The organism is Martinezella calliandrae (assembly GCF_030272695.1).
GTDB classification, from domain to species: Bacteria; Pseudomonadota; Alphaproteobacteria; order Rhizobiales; family Rhizobiaceae; genus Rhizobium; species Rhizobium calliandrae.
Genome location: NZ_JARFYN010000043.1, coordinates 1 through 25,574, shown reverse-complemented (window position 1 = coordinate 25,574; position 25,574 = coordinate 1). Strand labels below are relative to the sequence as shown.

Genomic DNA, 25,574 nt, shown 5'->3' with positions numbered 1-25,574 from the left:
GCTGGACGGCAAGCAAGGAAAAATGCCGTTATGCCCCGTCGAAGTTCTCCCCTTCCCGGAACACCAACTCCAGCAATATGCCGGTCGGGGTATGCACAAAGAGCCGCCGCTCGCCGAGTTCCGGCAGATCCATCGTCGAATAGGCAATGCCCAGTGCATCGAGCTTGCGCCGACGCCCGTGATAGTCGGCAAGCCGGAAACCGGCGTGATCGATGGTTTCACCATGACGGTCGACAGGGCCGGCACGGCCGGGAATGAGATGAACAATCGGATCCTTGCCCGCATAGAGCCAATATCCGGGAAAACCGAAGGCGGGTCTGTAACCCGGCTTCAGATCGAGAACGGTCTCAAGAAAGGCGCGCGTGCCCTCCAGATCGGCAGTTCTCAGGGTCACATGGTCCAACATGGCCGGTCTCACGCGATCGCGCCGCCGCCATCGACACGTACGGTCGATCCGGTGGCGAAAGGTGTTGTCATCAAGAACAGTGCCGCATTGGCGATATCTTCCGGCGTCCCAACCACGCGGGCCGGCAGGTTTGCCGCAGCGCGGGTAAACATTCCCTGGCGCGTCTCTTCGGCCATCCTCGACCAAAGCGGTGTATCGATCAGACCGGGTGAGACTGCATTAACACGTACCGGCGCCAATTCCAGCGCAAGGCCGCGCGCCAAGGCCTCCAGCGCCGCGTTGATGGCTCCTTGCAGGACCGACGTCGCCGAAGGCCGCACCGCGAGATAGCCGGTGATGAAGGTCAATGTCGCCCGCTCGCTGAATTTGGCCGCGCGCGCGATACGGTAAGCGCCCCAGAACTTGCTTTCCATCGCCTGCTTGGCATCAGTCAACGGCAAGGAGCGGACCGGCCCGCTCGCTGTCTGCGCGGCGGAGATGACGATATGGTCCCAAGACGCTTCCCCGGCAAAGAAGCGATCGATTGCCGCTTCATCGGCAGTGTCGAGCACCACGGCCCGCACTGTGGCAGCCAGGCCCCTCAGGGCTTCATCGAGTTTTGCCTGCGAGCGGGACGCGATCGTGACCTTGGCGCCGGCCTCCGCTGCCGCCTTCGCCGTTGCCAGTCCAATGCCGGAACTGCCGCCGAGCACCAGAACGCGTTGATCAATCAAAGACTTCATAGGGCATACTCCTCTTGTGAAAACCGCTGGATATCGAGCAAGCGCCGGCGTCGCGCTGCCATCTATGCTCTGTTCCCAACTTCGGTCCGCCTGTGACGAGAAAGATTTAGACCTTCTTGGCGCTTGCAAGAATAGACTTTTCTAGAGATGGTTCCTTGCTATATCAGCAAGAATATGGCCGATAACCTATTTGACATGTTGGTGTTCGTGCGCGTTGTCGAGGCGGGCAGTCTCTCAGGCGCGGCGCGGGAACTACGCCTGTCGCTTGCCGTCGTCAGCCGCAAATTGGCGCGGCTGGAAGAGCGCCTCGGCGTCCGCCTGGTAAATCGCACAACACGGACATTGGCGCTGACCGAGGAAGGCACGACTTTCCACACGCGCTGCGTCCGCATTCTCGCTGAAATCGATGAAGCCGAGTTGGAGGTGACGCGCGGTCGCGACACTGCAACCGGCGTTTTGAGGGTCACGTCGACCTATGCCTTCGGCCGCCGGCGGCTGGCGCCGCTGCTTAGCGAATTCCGATCGCATCATCCCGGATTGCATATCCAGCTCGACACGTCTGACTCCATCGCCAACATTGTCGAAGGCGGCTACGATCTCGCGGTGCGCTTCGGCGCTCTAGCGGATTCCAGCCTGATTGCTCGGCAACTCGCACCGAATATTCGCGTCATCTGCGGCGCACCGGCCTATCTCGACCGGCACGGGCGGCCCGAGAAACCGGAAGACCTTCTGGGCCGGGATTGTATCGTGTTCGGCCATCCGCCGCTGGACGATTGGGTTTTCGACGACGGCACGACCGTGCATGTCCGTGGGTCGCTCGCCACAAATGATGGCGAACTTGCGCATACCTGGGCTCTCGACGGCGCCGGTCTGATCATGAAATCGATATGGGACGTCCGGGACGATATCGATTCCGGACGGCTGGAGGTTGTGCTCGCGAAGCAGCGGCTGCCGGCCGCGCCGATCCACGCGGTTTATCCGCACAATCGTCATACCGCCGCCAAGGTGCGCCTCTGCGTCGACTTCCTAGCGGACAGGCTGAAACGGCAATCGGCGTCCGTGTTGCCGACCATCTGACTGCCAGAATATACGCGGCAGAGCAATCCGCCGCGCATGTCGCTACATTACTCGCCAAGCCGGCTCTTCAACCCATTGATGACATGATTGGCGAGTGCTTCATAGTCGTCGTCGAAATGGTGACCACCATCCATGGCGACGACCTCGGCGCCGGTGTCTTTCAGCGCGGGGCAGGCGACATCCTCGTCATCATCCTTGCCGTAGATGCATTGCACCATCTTCGGGTTGATCGACTTGAGGTCGTTGATGGGATCGCCGCCCTTGCCTTCGCTTTTGGCGCCGAGCCAACCCATGACCGAGATCACATAGTCGACCTTGCGCGACAGCGACAGCAGCGACATCTGCACGATCTTGTCCTTGTCCGGCTGCTTCAGTCGGTTATAGCTTGCCGGCAGTACATCGGCGCCGAAGGAATAGCCGATTAGCACCACGTGCCTCACCTTGAAGCGCTTGGTATAGTACTGGATGATGCGAGCGAGATCGTCGGCGGTCTGCTGTGGATCGCGCTCCGACCAGAAGTAGTGCAGGGAGTCGACACCGACGACGGGAATACCCTGGTCCTGCAGAAAGCTACCGACTTCCTTATCGATATCGCGCCAGCCGCCGTCGCCGGAATAGACGATCGCCAGCGTATCTTGCGTCGGCTTGGTGCTCATGACGTCGAGTGGCAGGCCAAGCGGCGACTTTTCGCTATCGATCGTCTTCATCATCTCCGCCAGCCCATCGCTTAGCGCGGCATAGGTGTCGTCGGTGTCGGAATTGGTAACCTGGACATCGGGATGCTCCTTCTGGATCTCCGCGACGTGATCGCGTCCATCCTTGGGAGCTTTCGAAGTGAAGGTCGCAACGATCGGGTTCGGCAGCGCGCCGTCCTGTAGACCGAAGGACACCATATCGCCATCGGTCTTCTTTTCGGCCGGCGTGCAAAGCTCCTGCTTCAGCGCGATGCCGAAGGTCGGATCGATAGCAAGCGTGCCGGCCACGGTGGCGTCGGGCGTTTGCGCAGCGATGGTCAGCGCCATCGCGCCGCCGGCGCCGACGCCGGCAATGATCGGTAGTTGATAGGTACTGTCGGCGAAAGAACGCTGCACCTGCTGGCTTAGGGACTCCAGGTCCGAGACCATGTAGATGCAACCGTCGTTCTGGCTGACATCATACTTGTTGAGCGAGGCCAGAAAGGACGGGTAATCGATGCCGATAACCAGGGTGCCCTTGGCGACGAGCTTGTTGGCGACGCCATTTTCCTTATCGCCCCAACCGGCCGCGTCCGAGATCAGAACGACCTCGCTCGTCACCTTGCCCTGTGGACGCATGATATGCGGCGGGGAAATCATGCCGAGATCGTATTTGGTACCGTCCTCGGCCGCTTTCGCCGCGCCGGATACAATTAGCCCCGTTGCCAATATGAATGCGGACGCCAATGACACTGCGTATTTCAAGATCATTTCCTCACGACCCCTTTAAGTCCGCCCCCGATGAGGAATGTGGCATCCATCAACGCGATCATTGGACTCACACCTCCCGAGACAGCCAGATAACGCGGCTGCCATTCGGGATGAAATTTAGATTTGAAGGCACGAAGCCCTTTGAAGTTGTAGTACCGCTCGCCGTGTTCGAAGACAGTTCCGCCGACCCTGTCCCAAACCGGCGCCGATTCCCGTCTCGACATGCCCGACAACGGCGCCATGCCAAGGTTGAAGCGCTGGAAGCCCTGCTCTTTCAGATGCACGAGGATCTGCACGAATAGAAAATCCATCGATCCCTTCGGCGCGTCAGGCGAGAAGCGCATCAGATCGACGGAGCCCTCTTCCTTGGTCTCCGTCATCAGGATGTTAGCGAAAGCAACGATCTTGCCATCCTTTTTCAACACGCCAACCGGCTGCGAAACGACATAATCGGGATCGAAGGCGCCCAGCGAAAAACCCTTTTCCTTGGCGTTGTGATCGGCAAGCCATGAGTCTGAAACCTGAGCGAGCTGATCGATGACGCCGGGCACAAGATGGGGTTCGATAACGGCAAATTCTAGTCCGTCGCGCACGGCGCGGCTCGCTGTCTGGCGAAGATTGGCCCATTTCCCACCCTTCAGGTCGAAATTGGCGAGATTGACGACCGCCAGCTCGCCGAGTTTGAAGGCACGCAAACCAGCATCGGCGCAATAGGACAAAAGCGCAGGCGATATTTGGTAGAAGACGGAACGACAGCCGGCCGCGCGGGCAGCTTCGACAAACCGCCAAACGAGATCCGGCACCGCCTGTCGTGGTCCAATCGGATCGAAGAGCGCAATCCAGGAACGACCCTGCTTGCCATACATGATAAAGGCATCGCCCTTTTCGGAGAACATGATGCTTTTATCGCCCATGCGCACGAGATTGGCGTCGGCAACCCCTTGCTTGCGAACGATTTCGACGGCCCGTTCCACCGCATGGTCGGAAACCGGCTCCAGCCGCGCCGTTGCCGGCCGCAGCAGGCTAAAGATCGCGATCGCCGACGAGACGATGGAAATGCCGAGCACGGCGCGAAGCCCGCGTGGCGCTTCCTCGGTAAATTCGAACTGCCACCAGAGCTGGTTGCTGTATTCGACGTCGCGGTAGACAAAAAACAGAATGACGACCGCGCCGATGCAAATGACCGCGATTGCCGTCAACCACCCCGCCGTCAGGGTTTGGTTGATCAGTGATGCCGGGCGAGTGAACAGTCTGCGGCTGACGACAAGGCCGAAAACGTGGAAGCCGAGCAGCGCGGCTTCGACGACGGCGATGGCCTTTAACAACGAGAATAGCAACGCGAATACCGCCGAGACAATCGAAACCCACCATGCGCCATCAAGACGTTGGCCGAGCCCACGGGCAGCAACGATCATCGCCAAGCCGAGAAGACTGGAAAGAAAATGCGCCCCTTCGATGAGGGGCAGAGGCAGATAGTCGGAGAGGAATTCGAGGTTCCTGTCCGGCGTCGGCGTCACGCTTGAAAACACCAGCATCATGCCGAGCAGCAACGCGAAGGTCGACAACAACTGTGGCATCAGACGGCCGCCGATCCGCCGCATGCTGGAGGCGACCGGATGGTCGACGAAACGACGCAGTTCCGCCACCGAGATCGCCAGGATCGCGATCGCCAGCGGGATGACGTTATAGATGACGCGGTAAAGAACCAGCGAACCGAGAACCGCGTCGGCATTCACCGAGCTGCCGAGCCACGCGATGATGATCGTCTCGAAAACGCCGAAGCCGGCGGGCACGTGGCTGAGGACGCCGAGGCCGACGGCGATGGCGTAGATGGCGAAGAAGCCCGGCCAGCCGATGGCCGAATCCGGCAGCAGCACATAGAGCACCGACGCCGAGGCGGCGATGTCGAGCGCGGTCACCAGGAATTGCCGCGACCATGTAAGCGAATCTGGTAGGCGAATGGCGATGGGTCCGATCCGGACCTCGCGGCCGTTGCGGCCGATGACGATCACGATTGCCAGCGCCGCGAGAATGGCGCCCGCGACCAGACGAAGCCATAGGCCGTCGACCTCGATCAGCGGCCCGATCTCGTCGGCGATGATCATCAACGCAATCGAGCCAACGGCAGCGAGGCCAAGACCGAAAGCAAGGGTTACGAAGGCGATAACGCGGGTAATGTCGTCCGGTGACAAGCCGAGTCGGGTATAGGCGCGATAGCGTATGGCGCCGGCGCTGAGCGCACCAAAACCGGCTGTATTGCCAACCGCATAGGCGCTGAAGGAGGTCAACGCCACATGCGGAAATGGCACCCGCTTGCCGATATATTCCAGCGCGTTCTGATCGTAGAAGATCAGCGAGAAGAAGCTGAGACCCGTGAAAAACAGGGCGAGCAGGATTGACGAGATTTTCGTCGTCGCCAGCGCGTGCACGACATCGTCATAGCGCACCTCGTTCGTCAGATCGAAGATCGCATAGGCGGCGATACAAAAGACCGCGACCGTGAGGATAGCGACAATCAGCGTGCGATTGCGGTTCAGGAACCCGCTTATGCCGCCGCGCGCCTCCAGGTCCTCATCGGCTTTTTTCAGATCGATTGGAGTCGACATGCTCTACCTGTTTTGAATTGGCTTTCGCCGGTCCCGTTTAGTCGGATGTGCAGTAACGCGAATCTTGCATCTCTGTGTTACCGCCAGCACTTCTTACGACGGGCTCTTTTTCTCGAGCGCTCCCATCATTCTGAATTTGGGCAATTTTGGCGCAGGACTCGTTCCGCCAGCAATGAATCTGTTATTATTTAAAGGAATTTGTCATTCATCCCGAATTTGAGCTTATCCACACAGAAAAGTGAACAGTGTGGCCTGCCATCAACGCAGTTCTCCGTCAGGATGTACCTTTCGGACGATCTTATCTTCCCAAGCGAGCAAACCTCCCGTTCCCGAATGCGGTTCGAGTTCTTCGACCGCTCCCCGATTGGCGATATCTACCAGTTCCCAATGGACTTCTTCGGGCGAAAATAGGTGCGCTTTCCCCATTGCCGCAGCCCCGCCACGACATGAAAAAAGGCCGCGCCCTTTCTCGGTCAACGTTTAAACGTCATCTCCACTTTCGTCCTGTATCGCGCGCCATCCTCGCCGGTGCCGCCATCCCAATGAAAAGGCCGGGAGTGCTGGAACCATCTCAATAGCCTGCCGATCAAGCAGATTCACGACCGCTGGATCAGCGCCTATGCCGGCAATGCCTTGTCGATCCTTGGCCGGCTGAAGAGCGATCTCGAAGGCTGAAGTAACAGGGGTAGTCCGATGGCCGCGCGACTAGCTTTTCGCGTTCTGGCTCAATAGCGCTTTCAGCTTCTCGCCGGTTCCATCTTCCTCAAGGGGCGTATAGACGACCAGCTTCATATCCGGCCGGTCGATGACGGCGAGCGCGGTATATTCGAACGTCATCAGCCCGCCTTGGGGATGGCGCAATCGCTTGTAGCCGGCGAGCGGCCGCAGCACTTCCTGTCTCGGCCACCAGGCGCGAAATTCCGGGCTTGCCTGCGTCAATGTCTCGATCAGCCGCTCGAAGTCGGGATCGCCGGCATAACGGGCGCTATCGGCGCGGAACATTGCGAGCGAATTCGTAGCCACGATCTCCCAATCGACCAATAGTTCACGATGAGCGAGATCGGTGAACACCCGATGGACGGTGTTGCGCGCGTCGCCCTGCAACAAGCCGTAGTCGCCGAAAAGAGCCACCGCCGCTGAGTTCCAGGCAAGTACATCCCAGCGCCGGCCGAGGACATAGGCGGGTTGGCCGGTGAGGCTCGCAAGCATCCGCCGCAGCGATTCCGGCACTTCTTCCGGCCCGCGCGACGGAATTTCCGTCGATGGCCGATCGCTCAAGATGAAGAGATGCCGTCGCTCGGCGGGATCGAGCCGCAACGCGTCAGCCAGCGCCGACAGCACCTCCGCCGAAGCACGCACATCCCGCCCCTGCTCGAGCCAAGTGTACCAGGTGGCCCCAACGCCGGCGAGAAGTGCCACCTCCTCGCGTCGCAATCCCGGCGTCCGCCGGCGAAATCCTTCTGGCAGACCTACGCTTACGGGCGTCAACTTCTCACGGCGAGACCGTAGGAAGGCGCCGAACTCTCGGCGCCTTGCTTCGAGAATGGTTTGATTTTGATTGATCGTCATGGCCTATCATAGCAGGATCAATACTAGGATAAAGCTGGAACTGTTTGTCGCTTTCGCAAACTGCCAAATATCACGGCAGAGACGAACTGGAGGCGATTGCGATGGACATGAGCGACAAGACGATCCTGATCACCGGCTCGACCGATGGCGTCGGCCGACGGGTTGCCGAAAGGCTCGCCGGATCGGGCGCGACGGTGCTGGTGCATGGGCGTGACAAAGCGCGCGCCGAGAGCCTGCTTTCCAGCATCCATGGTGCGGGTGGGAAAGCGACCTTTTACCCCGCCGATTTCTCATCACTGGACGAGGTCCGTACCCTGGCCGACGCGATCGAGCGCGATCATGGTCGCCTCGAGATCTTGATCAACAATGCCGGCATCGGCACCAGCGGCCGCGGTGCCGGCCGCCAGGTCAGCCGCGATGGGCATGAACTGCGCTTTGCGGTGAATTATCTTGCCGGATTCCTGCTCACCCGCCGCTTGCTGCCACTGTTGAAGGCGAGCAACCCCGCCCGCATCGTGAACGTTTCCTCGATTGGTCAGCAGCCGATCGATTTCTCCGATGTCATGCTGACCCATGGCTATAGCGGCGTACGCGCCTATTGTCAGAGCAAGCTGGCGCAGATCATGTTCACGTTCGATCTCGCCGAGGAACTGGTGGGATCCGGCGTTACCGTCAACTGCCTGCACCCTGCAACCTACATGGACACCACCATGGTGCACCAGGCAGGCGTGGCACCCATGAGCACCGTCGACCAGGGCGCCGACGCCATTCTCAATCTGGCTGTAAGCGCCAAGCTCGAAGGACAGACCGGCCTCTATTACGATGGGCAGCGCCCTTCCCGCGCCAATGCCCAAGCCTATGACGCGGCTGCGCGCGATCGGCTGCGCGTCCTCAGCCAAGACCTCACCGGTCTCGCCTGAACGCCGGCCGAAACGCCCCTCTTCAATCTTCCAATCCCATCATTATTCATCCAACAAGGAGACAAAACATGTCACCCCAACACGTCGTCATCATTGGCGGCTCATCCGGCATCGGCCTTGCGAGTGCCGCTCACCTCCTCGAAAAAGGATATCGGGTAACGATCACAGGTCGCGATGCGGCCAAGCTGAAGGCGGCGGCACAAAGCCTCGCCGGCGAAGTCGCCACGATCGCCATGGACGCCGCCGACCTCACCGGCCTTCCTAACACCTTCCAGGCGATCGGGCCGTTCGATCATCTCGTTCTGGCACTGGGCGGCGGCAATGGCGGCGGCCCCTTCGCTACGGTCGATCTGGCCGATGTCAAGAAAGGCTTCGAGCAGAAGACGATGGCGCATTTTGCCTGCGCCCAGGCTTGCCTTCCCTATCTCTCGAAGGACGGCAGCATCACATTCGTCTCCGCCGTTTCGGCACAGGCTGCCTTGCCGGGAACAGCGGGGCTTGGAGCCGTCAACGCCGCTATAGCAGCCCTTGCGCCAATCCTTGCCGTTGAACTCAAGCCGATCCGAGTGAACTGCGTTTCGCCCGGCGTCGTCGATACGCCCTGGTGGGATTTCCTCGGCGAGGAACAGAAGGCGCCGGCCTTTGCTAGCTTCGCCGCCCGCACCCCTGTCGGACGGGTCGGACGCCCGGAAGAGATTGCTGAGACAATTGCCTTCTTGGTCGGCAACGGCTTTACCAGCGGCCATACGCTGATCTGTGACGGCGGCATTCGGCTCGGCCAATAATGCGCAGCGCGCCATGGCCGGTCAGACCCGGCGATGGCCCTCACTTGCCCCCGACGTCAGCCTGCAGATGCGTCAGGATGTGGATCAACTCCGGCGCCATGTCGCGGATCTCCCGGAGGTGGATCGCGCTGAGCCGGCGCAGAATATCCTCGGATTTTTTTGTCAGCCGCAGCGTTTGCCGGCGTTTGTCGGCCGGATCGGGATGGCGGGAGACATAGCCGGCGTCAATCAGACGGCCGGCCAGCTCGGTTGCGGTATGCGGCGCGATCAGCAGGCGTTCCGCCAGCATGCCGATGGTCATCGCCTCGCCTTGCGGGTTGCCCTTGATCGCTAGCAGCGCTTGATGCTGCTGCGGTGGTAATCCCTCATGTTGGGCGGCAGAGGTGCTGAAATCCATGAATTTCCGGAGCGTATAGCGCAGTGTCGCCAGAGCCTCGTAGTCCGTCTGCGATAGCGTTTTATCCAAATCTCGCGCCACTCTCATCGTCCTCATGAATACATTTTGTTTTCGTTGTTTTCATCGTTTCGGCCGTTGATTTATATCGCATTACGATATAATTGCCAGTGCAACGCAATCCCGGCCACTTGCCCCGCGCTTTAGCACAGAAAGCATTCCATGAAGGATATCAACGCACATCGGCACGCCCATGATTTCTCGGGTGGCGCTTCACGGAAAGACAACGGCGATTTTACCACGGACAAGCGCGTTCTGGTGCTTGCGGCTATGGCCCTGGTCGTAGGCACCGGCGGCGCCCTGTCTGCCTGGGTGCTGATCAACCTCATCGTGCTGGTTACCAACGCCGTCTGGATGTTCAAGATCAGCGTCGAACCCCTGTCGTTGGGCACCGTTGCCCGCTCGCCCTGGATGGTCGCGGCTCCCGTCATCGGCGGCATGGTGATCGGCCTCATGGCACGGTACGGTTCGGAAAAGATCCGCGGCCACGGCATTCCGGAAGCAATCGAAGCGATCCTGATCGGCGGCAGCCGCATGTCGCCGAAGGTGGCAGTCCTGAAGCCGCTCTCTTCCGCCATCTCGATCGGCACTGGCGGCCCGTTCGGCGCGGAAGGGCCGATCATCATGACCGGCGGCGCCATCGGCTCGCTGTTCGCACAATTCTTCCATTTGAGCGCCGCCGAGCGCAAAACCCTCTTGGTCGCAGGTGCGGCCGCCGGCATGACTGCGATCTTCGGCTCGCCCATCGCCGCCGTCATGCTGGCCGTCGAACTGCTGCTGTTCGAATGGAAGCCACGCAGCTTCATTCCGGTCGTGATCGCATCCTGCGTCTCCATCACCTGGCGACCGTTCCTGATCGGCAGCGGGCCGCTCTTCCCGGCGAATTTCGACATGCCGCTGAGCGGGTGGAGCATCCTGCTGGCCGCCGGCCTCGGCATCGTGTCCGGCTTGCAATCCGGCCTCTTGACGACATTGCTCTACCGCATCGAAGACGCCTTCGAGAAACTTCCAATTCATTGGATGTGGTGGCCCGCCCTCGGCGGCCTCGTTGTCGGTCTCGGCGGATTGATCGAGCCACGCGCGCTTGGCGTCGGCTACGAAATCATTGCCGACCTGCTGAACAACCATATCGTCGCAGCTGCCGTGCTCGCCATTCTCCTGGTCAAGGCCGGCATCTGGCTGGTTGCATTGTCGTCGGGAACGTCGGGCGGCGTGCTCGCGCCGCTTCTCATCCTCGGCGGCACGCTCGGCTGGCTTATCGGCCTCGCTCTGCCCGGAGATCCCGGCTTCTGGGCGCTGCTCGGCATGGCCGCGATGATGGGTGGCACGATGCGCGCGCCGCTGACCGGCACCTTCTTCGCAATCGAACTCACGGGCGATATGCATGCACTGGTGCCGCTGCTTGCGGCTACCGTGGCAGCCTACGCGGTCACGGTGTTGCTGTTGAAGCGCTCGATTCTGACGGAAAAGATCGCGCGCCGCGGCCAGCACATCACCCGCGAATACGGCATCGATCCGTTCGAATTGACGCGCGCGGCCGATATCATGATCGCGAATGTGAACACTCTGCCCGCCGCCATGCCGGCCATAGAGGCGTTGGCGCAATTGACCGAGCGGCCGGATGCCCGTCGCTACTATCCCGTTATCGAGACCGACGGCCGTTTGGTCGGCATGATCTCGCGAGCGGACGCCCTGCGCTGGCAGAATGAGCCCGATCTCGCCGGTCAGACGGTCTATGATTTGGCCTCGGACACCTCCATTCCGCTTGCCCATCCGGAAGATACGGTCGGCCGCGTCGCCGATATCATGATCCAGGCCGATACTGGCCGTATCCCCGTTGTTGATGAGCGAACAGGCGTTCTTGTCGGCCTTATCGCCCGCAAGGATCTACTGCGACTGCGCAGCGCCGCCAACCGCTCGGAATTCGAGCGTGGCGCATATCTGGGCGCAAAACGTTAAGGGAGGAGGAACGGCGTCAGCGGGGCAATAAGAATCCCGCGACGCTGCCTTTCTTTTCACGGTCGAGAAAGGAAGAGCGATCCACGACGACCGATGGATGTTTACGATCCTGGGCGCCTACAAACGTAGGTGGGCACCGTGTGTCCAGGCCCACGAGCCTGGTCAGGGACAGCTCCCTTTGGATCGAGTATGGCCCCAGGGATTGTGGTTCCTGTCGGGAAGCGCAGACCGCGGCCTCTATATAAAGGGGATTTTCAATCAGCACCAGAGGGTGCCAAGTCTAGTCCGAGAAATAAAACAAAACCTCAGTTCGGCTCGCCGCTCGGGCGAACGGTCAGCTTCTCGGTAATACCGCGTATACGCATCGTCACTTCGTCGATGACGGTCGCCAGCGTCTCTTCGCTGCGGGCGTTGGCCGCAGCCACGGTGTCATGGTTGCTACGCAAGGCGTCGAGTTCGGCTTCCAATCCAGCGACACGACGCGTCAGCTCCGCCACCTCGTCCATGATCATGATGCCGGCCATGACGGTGACGCGCAGATCGCCGATTTCGCCGAACTGACCCTTTAGATGCGCGACATAGCGATCAAAGCGGGTGGCGAGATCCGTCAGATGGGCTTCCTGCCCCTCTTCGCAGGCCATGCGATAGGCTTTGCCGTCGATCGTTACCGTTACCTGCGCCATTCGACTTTCCGATCATTGCCGCTGATCGCGACGGCTGGTTCCCAGGGGGTCAGCGGTCGAGCACGGCTCTTATGGTTTCCATCGCCGTCACAAGCCGGCGCGACACTTCGCGATTGACTTCTTCGAGCCGGTTTGCACGAAACTCGGCCTGATCGAGCTCCTGGGCGAGCCGCGAGCGATCGGCATGCACCCGGCGAACTTCGCCTTCGACATCGCTTTGCGCGCGTTCACGTTCGAACCGCCCGTCGACTGCACTCTCCAAAGTCGAAAGCGCCTGGCGCAACTGAGCGAGCGCCACATCCACCGTTTTGCCTGAAGGTGTCATGCCTTTCGATTCCCCGCGCAAGGCCCGAATCAAAACATCCGGCCACTTGTCTGATTTCGCAACAATATTCAACTCGGCAACTGCACGTCAATAAAGGCCGTCATGCGGCAGGGGACCTAATCTGTGGATGAAGGCCGCCTTTGCGGCTTATGCGGGCTTTGCATTGCCATTGTCGTCTTTTGTAAAAGTCAGCAGGCAAATGTCGAAAAATTGCCGCACCACCCCTTGATCGGCCCGCGGATTTGTTGACTTGCTCGCCCCAACTGCTATGTCTCAGCCGCCTAAGGCAACGCTAAAACGGAGTTATAAGGACTTCTCCGTTTCGGCCGCCTTTCAACCGGTGGTCCTGCCTCCCATGCGTGTGGCCATCCCCCGAACCCGGAACATTGCGGAAAAACCCATGATCTCTCGCGAACAACACGACCGGATGGCAAATGCGATCCGTTTCCTTGCCATGGATGCTGTCGAGAAGGCCAATTCCGGTCACCCCGGTCTGCCGATGGGGATGGCGGATGTCGCCACTGTTCTCTTTAGCAAATATCTGCGCTTCGACCCGAAGAATCCCCATTGGCCGAACCGCGACCGCTTCGTGCTGTCGGCCGGCCATGGCTCCATGCTTCTCTATTCGGTGCTGTACTTGACCGGCTATCCCGACATGACGGCCGATGACCTTGCGCACTTCCGCCAGCTAGGCTCCAAGACCGCCGGCCATCCGGAATATGGTCATGCCACGGGTATCGAAACCACCACCGGCCCGCTTGGTCAGGGCATCGCCAACTCGGTCGGCATGGCGATCGCCGAGCGCAAGCTGCGTGAAGAATTCGGCGCTGATCTGATGGATCACTATACTTACGTCATGTGCGGCGACGGCTGCCTGATGGAAGGCATCAGCCACGAAGCGATTGCCCTTGCAGGCCACCTCAAGCTCAACAAGCTGATCCTCTTCTGGGACAACAACTCGATCACCATCGACGGCGCCATCTCGCTCTCGGATTCGACTGACCAGATCGCCCGCTTTAAGGCCGTTCACTGGAACACGATCGAAGTCGACGGCCACGATCAGGCCGCAATCGGCGATGCAATCGAAGCCGCTCAGAAATCTGATCGCCCGACCCTGATCGCCTGCAAGACCATTATTGGCTTTGGCGCTCCGAACAAGCAGGGCACCCACAAGGTTCACGGCTCGCCGCTCGGCGCCGACGAAATCGCCGCGACCCGCGTCGCCCTGAACTGGCCCTACGAGCCTTTCGTTATCCCGAACGACATCCTCGGCGAATGGCGTGCGGCCGGTGAGCGCTCGGTTTCCACCCGCACCGAGTGGGAAGGCCGCCTCGCCGCTGCCGAGCCCGCCAAGAAGGCGGAGTTCAATCGTCGCTTCTCCGGCGAGCTGCCGGCCGGCTTTGATACCGCCATCAGCGACCTTAAGAAGAAGCTCGCCGAAACCAAGCCGACGGTCGCAACCCGCAAGGCTTCGGAAGACGCGCTTGAGGTCATCAATGGCTTCGTGCCGGAAATCGTCGGCGGCTCTGCGGACCTGACGCCGTCGAACAACACCAAGACCAGCCAGATGAAGTCGATCACCCCGACCGATTTCTCCGGCCGTTACCTCCATTATGGCATTCGCGAGCATGGTATGGCCTCGGCCATGAACGGCATTGCGCTGCACGGTGGCCTGATCCCCTATTCCGGCGGCTTTCTGATCTTCACGGATTATTGCCGTCCGCCGCTCCGTCTCGCTGCATTGATGGGTATCCGCTCCATCCACGTTCTGACGCATGACTCGATCGGCGTCGGCGAAGACGGCCCGACCCACCAGCCGGTCGAGCAGATCGCGGGCCTGCGCGCCATTCCGAACTTCCAGTTGTTCCGTCCGGCCGACGCCACGGAAACTGCGGAATGCTGGCAGATCGCGGTCAAGACGCACAATCGTCCGTCCGGCCTCGCGCTGACCCGCCAGAACCTAACTGCCGTGCGCACCGAATACAGCGAGAAGAACCTCTGCGAACAGGGCGCCTACACGCTCGCCGGCAATGCCGACGCCAAGGTGACGATCTTCGCTTCGGGTTCCGAAGTCGAAATCGCCGTCGCCGCTCGCGCTGCGCTGGAAGGCAAGGGTATTTCCACCCGCGTTGTCTCCGTTCCCTGCACCGAACTCTTCTTCGAGCAGCCGGAAGCCTATCGCAAGGAAGTCATCGGCAACTCCCCGGTCAAGATCGCCGTCGAAGCTGCTGTTCGCGAAGGCTGGGATGCCTTCATCGGACCGGAAGGCGCCTTTATCGGCATGAAGGGCTTCGGCGCTTCTGCTCCGTACAAGGACGTCTACAAGCACTTTGGCATTACGGCTGACGCCGTTGTCGCCGCCGCTGAGGCAAAGCTTTCCTGAGGGCGCTGACAAGCGCTCTCAAATCCAATAGATAATGACCCTGACTGAAAGGGAGTGAACACCATGACTGTAAAAGTTGCCATCAATGGCTTTGGTCGCATCGGCCGCAACGTTCTGCGCGCGGTCGTCGAATCCGGCCGCACCGACATCGAAGTCGTCGCCATCAACGACCTCGGCCCGGTCGAGACCAATGCCCACCTGCTGCGTTACGACTCGATCCACGGCCGTTTCCCGGCCGAAGTGAAGATCGACGGTGACAGCCTCATCGTCAACGGCGGCAAGCCGATCAAGGTCACCGCCATCAAGGATCCGGCAACCCTACCGCACCGCGACCTCGGCGTTGACATCGCCATGGAATGCACCGGCATCTTCACCGCTCGCGACAAGGCTGCCGCACACCTGACCGCCGGCGCAAAGCGCGTCATGGTGTCGGCTCCTGCCGATGGCGCCGACCTGACCGTCGTCTACGGCGTCAACCACGACAAGCTGACCAAGGATCACCTGGTCATCTCCAACGCATCCTGCACGACGAACTGCCTGGTTCCGGTCGTCAAGGTGCTGAACGATCTGGTCGGCGTCGACCACGGCTTCATGACCACAATCCACTCCTACACCAACGACCAGCCGTCGCTCGACCAGATGCATAAGGATCTGTATCGAGCCCGCGCTGCCGCTCTCTCGATGATCCCGACCTCGACGGGCGCCGCCAAGGCTGTCGGCCTCGTGCTGCCGGAACTCAAGGGCAAGCTCGACGGTTCGTCCGTTCGCGTACCGACCCCGAACGTTTCGGTCGTCGACCTGAAGTTCGTCGCCAAGCGCGCAACGACCGCCCAGGAGATCAACGATGCGATCAAGGCGGCCTCCAACGGCGCCCTGAAGGGCATTCTCGGCTACACCGACGAGCCGCTGGTTTCCCGCGACTTCAACCACGACAGCCATTCGTCGATCTTCGCTCTCGACCAGACCAAGGTCCTGGAAGGCACCTTCGTGCGCATCCTCACCTGGTACGACAACGAATGGGGCTTCTCGAACCGTATGGCCGACACGGCCGTCGCGTTTGCCAAGCTGATCTGATCACGACTTCTGCCCACTCCTTCCGACGACGGTTCGCTGGCGTCCATGGAAGGAGACGGGCTGGAGCATTTGACGATCGCTCCCTTCGAAATTGCCACGGGCGCGGCCATTCGCGCCAGTGGCTTGGTCATCACTGGCTTGGTCATCACTGACCGCGACGGCAACGGCGCCTTCTATCGCATCGACTGCGCCGCCAACTGGATCCGGCGCCCCCTGGTCGATCGAAACCAACGATGACCGGCGTCTTACTTCGCTTTCTGGCGGCAAGGGACAGTCGCGTTCCTCCGGCTCGAACTGACAACAGCGCACCGCCCGAATTATTCCGCCGCTCCGCCAAAATCTTTCCCCTTCCTGCCCTGCTATCGTCCAGATTCACAAATAGATTTCTTATAGGAATTCTCCCAGGGCTTTCAGGGGCCGTTTCGCCGTTCTGGCGAACGCATCACACTATGAAGTCGCATTCGTCGGAGCGGGCATCGATCGCAACGCCCTCTCTGAGCAATATTTCTATTTACTAAATTAAAGCGCGCGGCAGCATAGTGAATGGCAAGGGGAATTTGCGAAGGATCCGGGCTTTCGATCCGGGCGAGGATACGCGGGAAAGGGGAAGAAGCAGTGGAGGCTTTTTATGTCGTCGTGCTGGTTTGCACCCTCCTGATTTTGATGGCGGCTTTCTCGAGCTTGCTCGCTTTCCGCTTCGGCGCACCGCTCCTGCTGCTCTTTCTCATGATCGGGTTGATGGCCGGTACGGACGGGCTCGGCATCCAATTCAGCAACAACTATGTTGCCTATATTCTCGGCTCCCTCGCCCTCGCGATTATCCTTTTCGATTCCGGATACGGGACGCCGATCCAGGCCTTCAAACTGGCGGCCGCACCGGCTTTGGCGCTCGCGTCCACCGGCGTTCTTGTCACGGCAGCGCTCTTCGGCCTCGCCGCCGTCTGGCTCCTCGGTTTTACCTGGCTACAGGGTCTGCTCCTCGGCTCAATCGTCGCATCGACGGATGCGGCCGCCGTCTTCTTCCTGCTGCGCATCGGCGGGATCAACATCCGCGACAAGGTGCGTTCGACGCTGGAAGTCGAATCCGGCACCAATGATCCGATGGCGATCTTCCTGACGCTGGCGCTGGTCGAACTGCTGGCAAGCGGCGAAGGCTATCACGGTCTCAATCTCGTCATGCTCGCCGCATTCCTCCAGCAAATGGGCCTTGGTGTCATCTTCGGCCTGCTTGGCGGCATGATGATCGTGCTGATTGTCAGCCATCTTGAGACCGATCGCGGCCTGACGCCGATCTTCGTTCTGGCGCTCGCCCTCCTTGTCTTCTCCTTCACCGGCGCCGCCGGCGGCAGCGGCTTCCTCGCCGTCTATGTTGCCGGCATCTACGCCGGCAATCGCAAAATGCCCGCCGCAGCTAGCATCAAGCGCTTTCAGGACGGCATGACGTGGCTGGCGCAGATCATCATGTTCCTCGTCCTCGGCCTGCTCGCAACCCCGTCGCAGTTTCCGGCGATCGCCATTCCTGCCGTGGCGCTGGCACTATTCTTGATCTTCATCGCCCGGCCGATCGCCGTCTGGCTCTGCCTGCTGCCTTTCGATTACACGCAGCGGGAGACCGGTTTCGTCGCCTGGGTCGGCTTGCGTGGCGCGGTCTCCATCCTGCTCTCCATCATGCCGATCCTCGGCAATCTCCAGAGCAGCAAGACCTATTTCAATGTCGCCTTCATCGTCGTGCTGGTGTCGCTTCTCGTCCAGGGCTGGACTATCAAGCCGATGGCGCGTCGGCTCGGCCTCATCGTCCCTCCGCGTATGGGCGCGGTCGATAAGGTCGAGGTCGACCTCCCGGGCGCGGTCAACCATGAACTGCTTTCCTATCGCGTCGCCAAGGATAGCCCGGTCTTGCGCGGCGAGCGCATCCCCCGCTGGGCGATGCCGTCGCTCGTCGTGCGCGATGGCAAGTCGATGCGTTATCAATATGCCGGCCGCCTGCGCGAAAATGATCTCGTCTATCTCTTCATCGTTCCGAGCTATTCACGGCTGCTCGACCGACTGTTCGCCAGCCGCGCGCCGGTCGATCCGGATGACGCCGATTTCTTTGGCGCCTTCTCGATCTCGCCGCTGCGCCCCGCCGCCGATCTCGATGCGGCTTATGGGCCAGGGCTTCTGAGCGAGGCGGAGAAGGGTCTGACAATTGCCGAGTTGATGCGTCATCGCCTTGGAGGCAGGGCCGAGTATGCCGACCGTGTACGTCTCGGCGAGATCATCTTGATCGTCCGCGATCTCGATGAAAACGACCACATCCAATCCGTCGGCATGTCGCTGGAAGTGCTCGAACCGGCAACGATCCTGCCGATCTTCATCAATCTCCACGACATTTTGAATGGTATCCGCGGCTTTCTGCGCAAGCGCCGCGAGCACGCCGAAGAGGTCGTTTCAACCGATTCAAATACCGGCAAAAACGACGCCTGACCGCCTTGCGTCTCGTATCATCCGTAGTATGGTCGGCGCACTTCGCGGCACCAACCATATTGGATCCACCCATGGCAACCTTCAAGACCCTCGACGATCTCACCGACATCACCGGCAAGCGCGTGCTCGTGCGCGTGGACCTCAATGTGCCGGTCAAGGACGGTAAGGTTACCGACACGACCCGTATCGAGCGCGTGGCGCCGACGATACTCGAATTGTCCGGCAAGGGCGCCAAGGTCATCCTACTCGCCCATTTCGGCCGCCCGAAAGATGGCCCATCGCCGGATCTGTCGCTCTCCCTCATCGTCCCGGCGATCGAAGAAGTGCTCGATCACGCCGTTCTCTTCGCCTCCGACTGCATTCATGCACCGGCCGCCGACGCTATCGCCAAGATGAACAACGGCGATATCCTGCTACTCGAAAACACCCGCTTCCATAAGGAAGAGGAGAAGAACGATGCAGCCTTCACCAGGGCGATGGCCGATCTCGGCGACATCTATGTCAACGACGCCTTCTCCGCTGCCCACCGCGCTCACGCTTCCACCGAAGGCCTAGCCAAGCACCTCCCCGCTTATGCCGGCCGCACCATGCAGGCCGAGCTTGAGGCGCTGGAGAAAGGCCTCGGCAACCCGGCTCGCCCGGTCGTCGCCATCGTGGGTGGCGCCAAGGTCTCGACCAAGATCGACCTGCTGATGAACCTGGTGAAGAAGGTCGACGCGCTGGTGATCGGCGGCGGCATGGCCAACACCTTTCTCGCCGCCCGTGGCACCAATGTCGGCAAGTCGCTGTGCGAGCATGATCTGGCCGATACCGCCAAGCAGATCATGATCGAAGCCGCCACTTCGGGCTGCGCCATCGTGCTTCCGCAAGACGGCGTTATCGCCCGCGAATTCAAGGCCGGTGCTGACAATGAGGTCGTTTCGATCGACTCGATTCCGGCTGACGCCATGGTCCTGGACGTCGGCCCGAAATCGGTCGAAGCCGTCAAGGCATGGATCGGCCGCGCAACGACGCTGGTCTGGAATGGACCGCTCGGCGCCTTTGAAATCACGCCCTTCGACGCCGCCACTGTGGCGGCTGCCAAATATGCCGCCGAATGCACCAAGGCCGGCAAACTGACCTCGGTTGCCGGCGGCGGCGACACCGTCTCGGCACTCAATCATGCCGGCGTGGCCGACGAATTCACCTATGTCTCGACAGCCGGCGGCGCCTTCCTCGAATGGATGGAAGGTAAAGTCCTGCCCGGCGTCGCCGTTCTCGAAGCCGGAAAATAGGCATACGACACAATGGGGAGAGCTGCGATACCTGGACTTTCGCAGCTCTCCACAGGATGCTAAAATGACAGTCCGAACCTTCAAACGGTTCAAATCATTTCAATCATTTCAATCGTTTCAATGAGTTAGCCGGCCATTTCCCTCTTTGTACACTTCTGGTGTCGCCGACCTATATCTTCCTATCGGTGACCTAAATCGCCTTGGAGAGCAAAAATGAGCGAACGACTTGAAGACATTGCCGTAAAGATGGTTGCCGATGGCAAGGGCCTGCTGGCGGCTGACGAATCGACCGCGACGATTAAGAAGCGCTTCGACACGATTGGTCTTGTTTCCACCGAAGAGAGCCGGCGCGACTATCGCGAAATGCTCTTCCGTTCGGAGGACGCGATGAAGAAGTGCATCTCCGGCACTATCCTTTTTGAGGAAACCCTTTTCCAGAAGGCTGCCGACGGCACGCCCCTGGTCGACATTATCCGCTCTGCCGGCGCCATTCCCGGCATCAAGGTCGATACCGGCGCCAAGCCGATGGCCGGTTTCCCGGGCGAAACCGTCACTGAGGGCCTTGACGGCCTCGCTGACCGCCTTGCGAAATATTACGACGCCGGCGCCCGCTTCGCGAAGTGGCGCGGCGTGATCGCCGTTTCCGACAAGCTGCCGACCCATGGCCCGATCAAGGCCAATGCCCATGCGCTGGCCCGCTATGCCGCGCTTTGCCAGCAGGCGAAGATCGTGCCGATCGTTGAACCCGAAGTGCTGATGGATGGCGAACCCGGCACGCACGATCTCGCCCGCAGCGAAGAAGTGACGCGCTGGACGCTGCAGATCGTATTCCAGGAGCTCGCCGAAGCGCGCATCAATCTTGAAGGCATGGTGCTGAAGCCGAGCATGGTCATCGACGGCAAGAAGCTCCGCAAGGCATCGGTCGCGCAGGTCGCCGAGGCCACAGTCAGGGTATTGAAGGAAACCGTTCCTTCCGCCGTTCCGGGCATCGCCTTCCTCTCGGGCGGCCAGACGCCGGAGGAAGCAACCGCGCATCTCTCCGCCATCAACGGCTATGACCTCCCCTGGCATGTTACCTTCTCCTACGGTCGCGCCCTGCAGGACGCCTCGCTGAAGGCATGGGGTGGCAAGGCGGAAAACGTCGCCGCCGGTCAGCGCGCCTTCGCCCATCGCGCCGAGATGAACTACCTCGCCGCCAAGGGAAGGTGGACCAAGGATAGCGAAAAGGCAGCTTGATCTGAGGTGATATCTCCAAAGGATGAAGGCCCTGATCGCAATGCGATCAGGGCTTTTTGCTTTTGTCACGTGTTAGACGCCACTTACCGCGGTCGTCCCCTCTCCCGCTAGGGTGAGCGGACGGCGCCGGAAAGAACAACGAGGAAGTTGTCACCGGCACAAGTTCCCGCTTTCAGGCTCGCCCGAGCAGCGGCTAAATCCTGGCAGTTCTATCAAGACTCTGGAATCCGCCATGAACATCGTCGCTTATGTCACCGCCGACGTCTTCACATCAGAACGCTTCGTCGTCAATCCGCTGGCCGTGATCGCCGATGCCCGCGGCCTGAGCAGCGACGCCATGCAGAAGATCGCAACCGAGTTCGGTTATTCGGAAACAACCTTCGTGCTGCCGCCGGAAAACCCAGCTCATACCGCGCGCGTCCGCATCTTCACGCCAACGGCCGAAATCCCCTTTGCCGGTCACCCCAATGTCGGCACGGCTTTCGTGCTCGGACAACAGAGGGAGATCTTCGGAAAACTCGCAGGCGACAGGCTGATCTTCGAAGAGGATGCGGGGCTGGTTGAGGTGACCCTGCTACGCAAGGGCGGTGACATCAAAGGCGCGAGCATACGTGCACCGGGAAAGCTCACGATCGGCGAAGCGATTGCGCCCGAGTTAGTTGCCGACTGCGTACAGATCGCTCCGCAATCGATCCGCACAAAGACGCATGCCCCGACCTTTGCATCCGTCGGCTTGCCCTTCGCCTTCGCCGAACTGGACAGCCTCGAAACGCTCGGAAAAGCGTGGCCGAATGCGGCAGTCTTTGCCGAAGCGGCTGCGCGGCACAAGGAAGACAAGACCGGCTTCTCGCTCTTTGTCTATGTGCGCTCCGCTGAAAATCCGTGGCACATCCGCGCCCGCATGTTTGCGCCCCTCGACAACGTGACAGAAGACCCTGCAACCGGCAGCGCCTCCGCCGCACTCGGCGCCTATCTGACCTCTCTGTTGCCGGCGCCGGATGCGAAGGTGGAAATCACCATCGAGCAAGGCGTGGAGATGGGAAGACGCAGCGTCATCGGCGTCGCTGTCATGAAATCTTCCGACACGGTAAAGGAAGTCTTGCTGTCGGGTAACAGCATCCAGGTCATGCGCGGCGAGATCCTGCTTTAAGACGCCACGCGCGATCGCGCGAAAGCCTCGATCCGGGCCAATGCCTTAAATCGTCTCGTTGATGATCAGCGCAATCGTCCAGACTGCGAAGGCAATGACGGCGATCTTCCAAAAATCAGCACGCCTTTTCAGGCCGGGCAGTCCGAGCGGCTTGATGATTTGTACCGCCATGGCGAGCAACAGCAGCACCGCGATCACTTTTGTCACGGTATTTTTCTCCGTTTGCGCAAGTGTGAGCATGGCCTCACACAAAAACCACTGCGCGGTTTTCGCGATCATGCTCTAATCGTCATAGGACGGACATTTTTCCGCGCCAACAGACTGTTTCTACAGGCCGATAACGGCAATCCGGGGCACAATCAATAGCGAAAACTGGCAGGACTCGTTCCTGCCCTATCGGTTCCTTAAGCCGAGCCGAATGAAAGTGGGGAACATGAAAAGAAATATCCTGCCCGTCCTCGCCCTGCTTTTCGGTACGCTCTTCCTCTTCACCGGCAATGGCCTGCACAGTCTGCTTCTACCGGTGCGTGGCACAGCCGAGGGTTATGCCACGACGACGCTCGGCCTGCTCGGCACAACCTGGGCGACAGGCTTCGTGCTCGGCTGCCTGACAGCGCCGAAACTGGTCCGGCGCATCGGCCATGTCCGCGCTTTTTCCGGCTTCATCTCCGTCATCGCCGTCATCGCGCTTCTGACCGGCATCATCGTCAACCCCGTCTGGTGGGTGTTGCTGCGCGCCGTCACCGGCTTCTGCACCGCCGGCACCTCGATGATCATCGAAAGCTGGCTCAACGAGCGTGCAACGAACGAAAGCCGTGGTGCGATCTTCTCGCTCTATATCGGCATCACACTGATCGGCGCCGTCGCGGGCCAAATGATGGTCCCCTTCGCCGACATCCACACCCCCATTCTCTTCATGTGGTGTGGCATCTGCTATTGCATCGCCATGTTGCCGACGACGCTGTCGACCGCCGCTTCGCCGCAGCCGCTGAAGGCCGTCAGCCTGGACCTGAAGGCGCTCTATCGCAATTCGCCGGTCGCCTCCATCGGCATCCTCCTGGTCGGAATCGCTAACGGCGCCTATGGCACGCTCGGCGCGGTCTTCGGCGCCAATGCCGGCCTCTCGGACAGTAATATCGCGCTCATGATGAGTACGACCATTTTCGCCGGCGCCGTGATGCAGTTGCCGGCCGGCCGCCTTTCTGACCGCATCGACCGCCGCTATGTGCTGGCGGGCATGGCCGCCATCGCTGCCATCGACGGCCTGCTGCTTTTTTTGTTGCAGCCTGCCCATCCATATTTCCTGATCAGCATGGTCGTCATCTATGGCGCAGTCGCCAATACGCTCTATCCGATTGCCGTCGCCCACGCCAACGACTTCGCAGCGCCTCAGGATTTCGTCAAAGTCTCCGGTGGCCTGCTGCTGCTCTATGGTATCGGCACAATCATAGGTCCGACGCTCGGGGGTCCGGTTATGACCTCCGTCGGCCCCTATGCGTTGTTCTTCGTCACCGCAGTCGCCCATGTGCTAATCACGAGCTATGCGATCTTCCGCAGCCGCCAGCGCGCCGCCAAGCCCGCGGGCGACCGCGAAGCTTATACGACGATGCCGTCGGCAAATGCGCAGATGATCACGCCGGAAAGCCTGTCCATGGCGCGCAGCGACGCTTCTAAAAAGGAAGATACGACGGTAAATTAGGGCACTTGAGCGCGAAAGAGCGACAAGGAGGAGACGAAATGAGCATTTTCGACGACGACCGACCCAAGAAGCCGTCCGCCCATGAGATCGGCAGCGACTTGTCACTGCTTTCCGTCGATGAACTCAAGGCGCGCATCGCCTTGATGCAAGCAGAGATCGCGCGACTTGAAGCTGAGGTCGCTACTAAGGCATCCGGCCGCAAGGCTGCCGAAAACCTGTTCCGCTCCTGAGCCTGCCATCAGCGCTAGATTTGTTTGATCGTAGTACAGATTGGGGCATGCTCAACGGAATATTAAGCTTTACGACATATTACTGTGACCATCCAGATTCGCTCTGGACTCAGACAGTTCCTCCACTTGGCGAATTGGTCTGATTTTTCTCCCTGTTTTACCTTGAGAGCCGCTTTTGCGGCTCTTCTTTTTCGCCTCGGCACGACGCTTGCGACGAAACTGTGGAGATTAACCCTTTCTTAAGAATCGCCTTGCGAATTTCAGTTAAAACCACCATCTTGAAGTCATAAGAACGGGCGCCGAGAGTTCTTCTGGACTTGACCGGCTTTTCCTGAACAAAAGTGTTGCGTTAGGCAGGGATTTCTTCGATGTCGGAACTTGGGTTGAACACGATCAGCTTTGGTGGCCATGCAGCTTCGTCGGCACAGTTCAAGACGCTGTATTCCGAAGGCATGTCGCTGGTGGAGGAAACCGCTGCTTATCTCGATGGTCAGGGTCGGGCAGCTTCCAAGGTTCTGCCGCGCATGGCCTCCGTGCTGTATGCCGCCGAATCCATGCGTCTGACCACCCGCCTCATGCAGATGGCTTCGTGGCTGCTGCTGCAGCGAGCCGTCAACAACGGCGAAATGTCGCGCGATCAGGTATTGGCCGAAAAGAACAAAGTCCGCCTCGACGGCTTCAACGTCGACCGCACAGCGCCCGGCTGGAGCGACCTGCCCGAAGCCTTTCGTGACCTCGTCGAACGGTCGCTGCGTCTTCAGAACCGCGTTGCCCTGCTCGACCGGGAAATCTATCGCCCGGCCGAAGCGCCGATCGTCCCGGATAACCAGAACAGCGTCAAGGCGCAGCTTACCCTGCTGCAGACGGCGTTTGGGAATAGCTGAGCTTCGATAGCTTATAGCTGACAATAAAACCGGCCGTGTCTGCACGGCCGGTTTTATTTTGTTTGGTGTGAGATGATACCGATGATTGGCATGAGGAACTGCCACTCGGCAGAACGCCTTGCATCAAGAATCGGCATAGGGGGCGATCGTATTTGATCGCGCCCCTGCCACACCACCCGGCATGCGGGTCCGCACCGGGCGGTTCGAGAGATTGAGGTTAAGTGAGT

23 protein-coding genes, 1 other RNA gene and 1 pseudogene are annotated in these 25,574 nt (G+C 60.2%); 15 read left to right on the top strand and 10 right to left on the bottom strand.

From position 1 onward, the window contains the following. Window positions 1-28: 28 nt before the first annotated feature. Window positions 29-406, bottom strand: coding sequence for a VOC family protein (locus PY650_RS26045; protein WP_285882476.1), 378 nt, complete (start codon window positions 404-406; stop codon window positions 29-31). A gap of 8 nt (window positions 407-414) precedes the next feature. Then, window positions 415-1,128 (bottom strand): SDR family oxidoreductase, encoded by a 714-nt coding sequence (locus PY650_RS26040; protein ID WP_285882475.1) that lies wholly within the window; start codon window positions 1,126-1,128, stop codon window positions 415-417. A gap of 174 nt (window positions 1,129-1,302) precedes the next feature. Between PY650_RS26040 and PY650_RS26035 the strand changes: the two genes are divergently transcribed. Next, complete coding sequence (locus PY650_RS26035; protein WP_285882474.1) at window positions 1,303-2,205, top strand: LysR family transcriptional regulator; 903 nt, start codon at window positions 1,303-1,305, stop codon at window positions 2,203-2,205. A gap of 47 nt (window positions 2,206-2,252) precedes the next feature. Here the strand turns inward: PY650_RS26035 and PY650_RS26030 are convergent, their stop codons facing one another. Together PY650_RS26030 and mprF are read right to left on the bottom strand one after the other, a co-directional pair. Next, window positions 2,253-3,650: a virulence factor gene (locus tag PY650_RS26030; RefSeq protein ID WP_285882473.1), complete on the bottom strand. Its 1,398-nt coding sequence runs from the start codon at window positions 3,648-3,650 to the stop codon at window positions 2,253-2,255. Beyond that, window positions 3,647-6,256: a bifunctional lysylphosphatidylglycerol flippase/synthetase MprF gene (gene mprF / locus PY650_RS26025; RefSeq protein ID WP_285882472.1), complete on the bottom strand. Its 2,610-nt coding sequence runs from the start codon at window positions 6,254-6,256 to the stop codon at window positions 3,647-3,649. The genes PY650_RS26030 and mprF overlap by 4 nt, the downstream gene beginning before the upstream one ends. Window positions 6,257-6,802: 546 nt before the next feature. On the opposite strand from mprF, the pseudogene PY650_RS26020 reads away from it, so the two are divergent. Continuing rightward, window positions 6,803-6,931, top strand: a pseudogene (locus tag PY650_RS26020) (transcriptional regulator); the annotation flags it as partial. Window positions 6,932-6,961: 30 nt separating this feature from the next. Here PY650_RS26020 and PY650_RS26015 read toward each other — a convergent pair. Continuing rightward, complete coding sequence (locus PY650_RS26015; protein WP_285882471.1) at window positions 6,962-7,825, bottom strand: helix-turn-helix transcriptional regulator; 864 nt, start codon at window positions 7,823-7,825, stop codon at window positions 6,962-6,964. A gap of 101 nt (window positions 7,826-7,926) precedes the next feature. Here PY650_RS26015 and PY650_RS26010 point away from each other — a divergent pair, with 101 nt between their 5' ends. Together PY650_RS26010 and PY650_RS26005 are read left to right on the top strand one after the other, a co-directional pair. After that, window positions 7,927-8,745: an SDR family NAD(P)-dependent oxidoreductase gene (locus PY650_RS26010; protein WP_285882470.1), complete on the top strand. Its 819-nt coding sequence runs from the start codon at window positions 7,927-7,929 to the stop codon at window positions 8,743-8,745. A gap of 68 nt (window positions 8,746-8,813) precedes the next feature. Beyond that, window positions 8,814-9,530: an SDR family oxidoreductase gene (locus PY650_RS26005; RefSeq protein ID WP_285882469.1), complete on the top strand. Its 717-nt coding sequence runs from the start codon at window positions 8,814-8,816 to the stop codon at window positions 9,528-9,530. 40 nt (window positions 9,531-9,570) lie between these two features. Here PY650_RS26005 and PY650_RS26000 read toward each other — a convergent pair whose 3' ends face one another. Next, window positions 9,571-10,008: a MarR family winged helix-turn-helix transcriptional regulator gene (locus tag PY650_RS26000; protein WP_432761584.1), complete on the bottom strand. Its 438-nt coding sequence runs from the start codon at window positions 10,006-10,008 to the stop codon at window positions 9,571-9,573. A 138-nt stretch (window positions 10,009-10,146) separates the two neighbouring features. Between PY650_RS26000 and PY650_RS25995 the strand changes: the two genes are divergently transcribed. Continuing rightward, a complete protein-coding gene (locus PY650_RS25995) occupies window positions 10,147-11,943 on the top strand; it encodes a chloride channel protein (RefSeq protein WP_285882468.1) in 1,797 nt (598 codons plus the stop codon). Window positions 11,944-12,017: 74 nt separating this feature from the next. On the opposite strand, the gene ssrS is transcribed toward PY650_RS25995, so the two are convergent. The 3 genes from ssrS to PY650_RS25980 form a co-directional block, all read right to left on the bottom strand. Then, a non-coding RNA gene (gene ssrS, locus PY650_RS25990) (6S RNA) lies at window positions 12,018-12,176 on the bottom strand. 72 nt (window positions 12,177-12,248) lie between these two features. Next, window positions 12,249-12,626 (bottom strand): cell division protein ZapA, encoded by a 378-nt coding sequence (locus tag PY650_RS25985; protein ID WP_285882467.1) that lies wholly within the window; start codon window positions 12,624-12,626, stop codon window positions 12,249-12,251. Between the two features lie 49 nt (window positions 12,627-12,675). Further along, entirely contained in the window at window positions 12,676-12,951 is a 276-nt protein-coding gene (locus PY650_RS25980; RefSeq protein WP_283055775.1) for a DUF4164 domain-containing protein, read from the bottom strand. Between the two features lie 400 nt (window positions 12,952-13,351). Here PY650_RS25980 and tkt point away from each other — a divergent pair, with 400 nt between their 5' ends. The 7 genes from tkt (at window position 13,352) to PY650_RS25945 (ending at window position 22,534) form a co-directional block, all read left to right on the top strand. Then, window positions 13,352-15,334, top strand: a complete 1,983-nt coding sequence (gene tkt, locus PY650_RS25975; RefSeq protein ID WP_285882466.1) for a transketolase — start codon at window positions 13,352-13,354, stop codon at window positions 15,332-15,334. A 63-nt stretch (window positions 15,335-15,397) separates the two neighbouring features. Next, a complete protein-coding gene (gene gap, locus PY650_RS25970; RefSeq protein ID WP_285882465.1) occupies window positions 15,398-16,408 on the top strand; it encodes a type I glyceraldehyde-3-phosphate dehydrogenase in 1,011 nt (336 codons plus the stop codon). A 69-nt stretch (window positions 16,409-16,477) separates the two neighbouring features. Then, window positions 16,478-16,645 carry a hypothetical protein gene (locus PY650_RS25965; RefSeq protein ID WP_285882464.1) on the top strand — a complete coding sequence of 56 codons (168 nt, stop codon included), beginning with the start codon at window positions 16,478-16,480 and terminating at the stop codon, window positions 16,643-16,645. Window positions 16,646-17,023: 378 nt separating this feature from the next. Further along, window positions 17,024-18,874 (top strand): potassium/proton antiporter, encoded by a 1,851-nt coding sequence (locus PY650_RS25960; RefSeq protein ID WP_285882463.1) that lies wholly within the window; start codon window positions 17,024-17,026, stop codon window positions 18,872-18,874. Window positions 18,875-18,945: 71 nt separating this feature from the next. After that, window positions 18,946-20,148, top strand: a complete 1,203-nt coding sequence (locus tag PY650_RS25955; RefSeq protein WP_285882462.1) for a phosphoglycerate kinase — start codon at window positions 18,946-18,948, stop codon at window positions 20,146-20,148. A gap of 213 nt (window positions 20,149-20,361) precedes the next feature. Further along, on the top strand, window positions 20,362-21,384 hold the full coding sequence (locus tag PY650_RS25950) for a class I fructose-bisphosphate aldolase (RefSeq protein WP_285882461.1): 1,023 nt from the start codon (window positions 20,362-20,364) through the stop codon (window positions 21,382-21,384). Between the two features lie 232 nt (window positions 21,385-21,616). Next, complete coding sequence (locus PY650_RS25945; RefSeq protein ID WP_285882460.1) at window positions 21,617-22,534, top strand: PhzF family phenazine biosynthesis protein; 918 nt, start codon at window positions 21,617-21,619, stop codon at window positions 22,532-22,534. Between the two features lie 45 nt (window positions 22,535-22,579). Here PY650_RS25945 and PY650_RS25940 read toward each other — a convergent pair whose 3' ends face one another. Then, entirely contained in the window at window positions 22,580-22,813 is a 234-nt protein-coding gene (locus PY650_RS25940; protein ID WP_285882512.1) for a hypothetical protein, read from the bottom strand. Between the two features lie 154 nt (window positions 22,814-22,967). Here PY650_RS25940 and PY650_RS25935 point away from each other — a divergent pair, with 154 nt between their 5' ends. The 3 genes from PY650_RS25935 to rcdA all read left to right on the top strand — a co-directional run bounded on the left by PY650_RS25935 (window position 22,968) and on the right by rcdA (window position 25,347). Next, a complete protein-coding gene (locus tag PY650_RS25935) occupies window positions 22,968-24,233 on the top strand; it encodes an MFS transporter (RefSeq protein ID WP_285882459.1) in 1,266 nt (421 codons plus the stop codon). Window positions 24,234-24,271: 38 nt separating this feature from the next. Continuing rightward, window positions 24,272-24,463 carry a DUF1192 domain-containing protein gene (locus tag PY650_RS25930; protein ID WP_120705328.1) on the top strand — a complete coding sequence of 64 codons (192 nt, stop codon included), beginning with the start codon at window positions 24,272-24,274 and terminating at the stop codon, window positions 24,461-24,463. A 368-nt stretch (window positions 24,464-24,831) separates the two neighbouring features. Then, window positions 24,832-25,347: a protease adaptor protein RcdA gene (rcdA, locus tag PY650_RS25925; RefSeq protein WP_285882458.1), complete on the top strand. Its 516-nt coding sequence runs from the start codon at window positions 24,832-24,834 to the stop codon at window positions 25,345-25,347. Window positions 25,348-25,574: the final 227 nt, after the last annotated feature.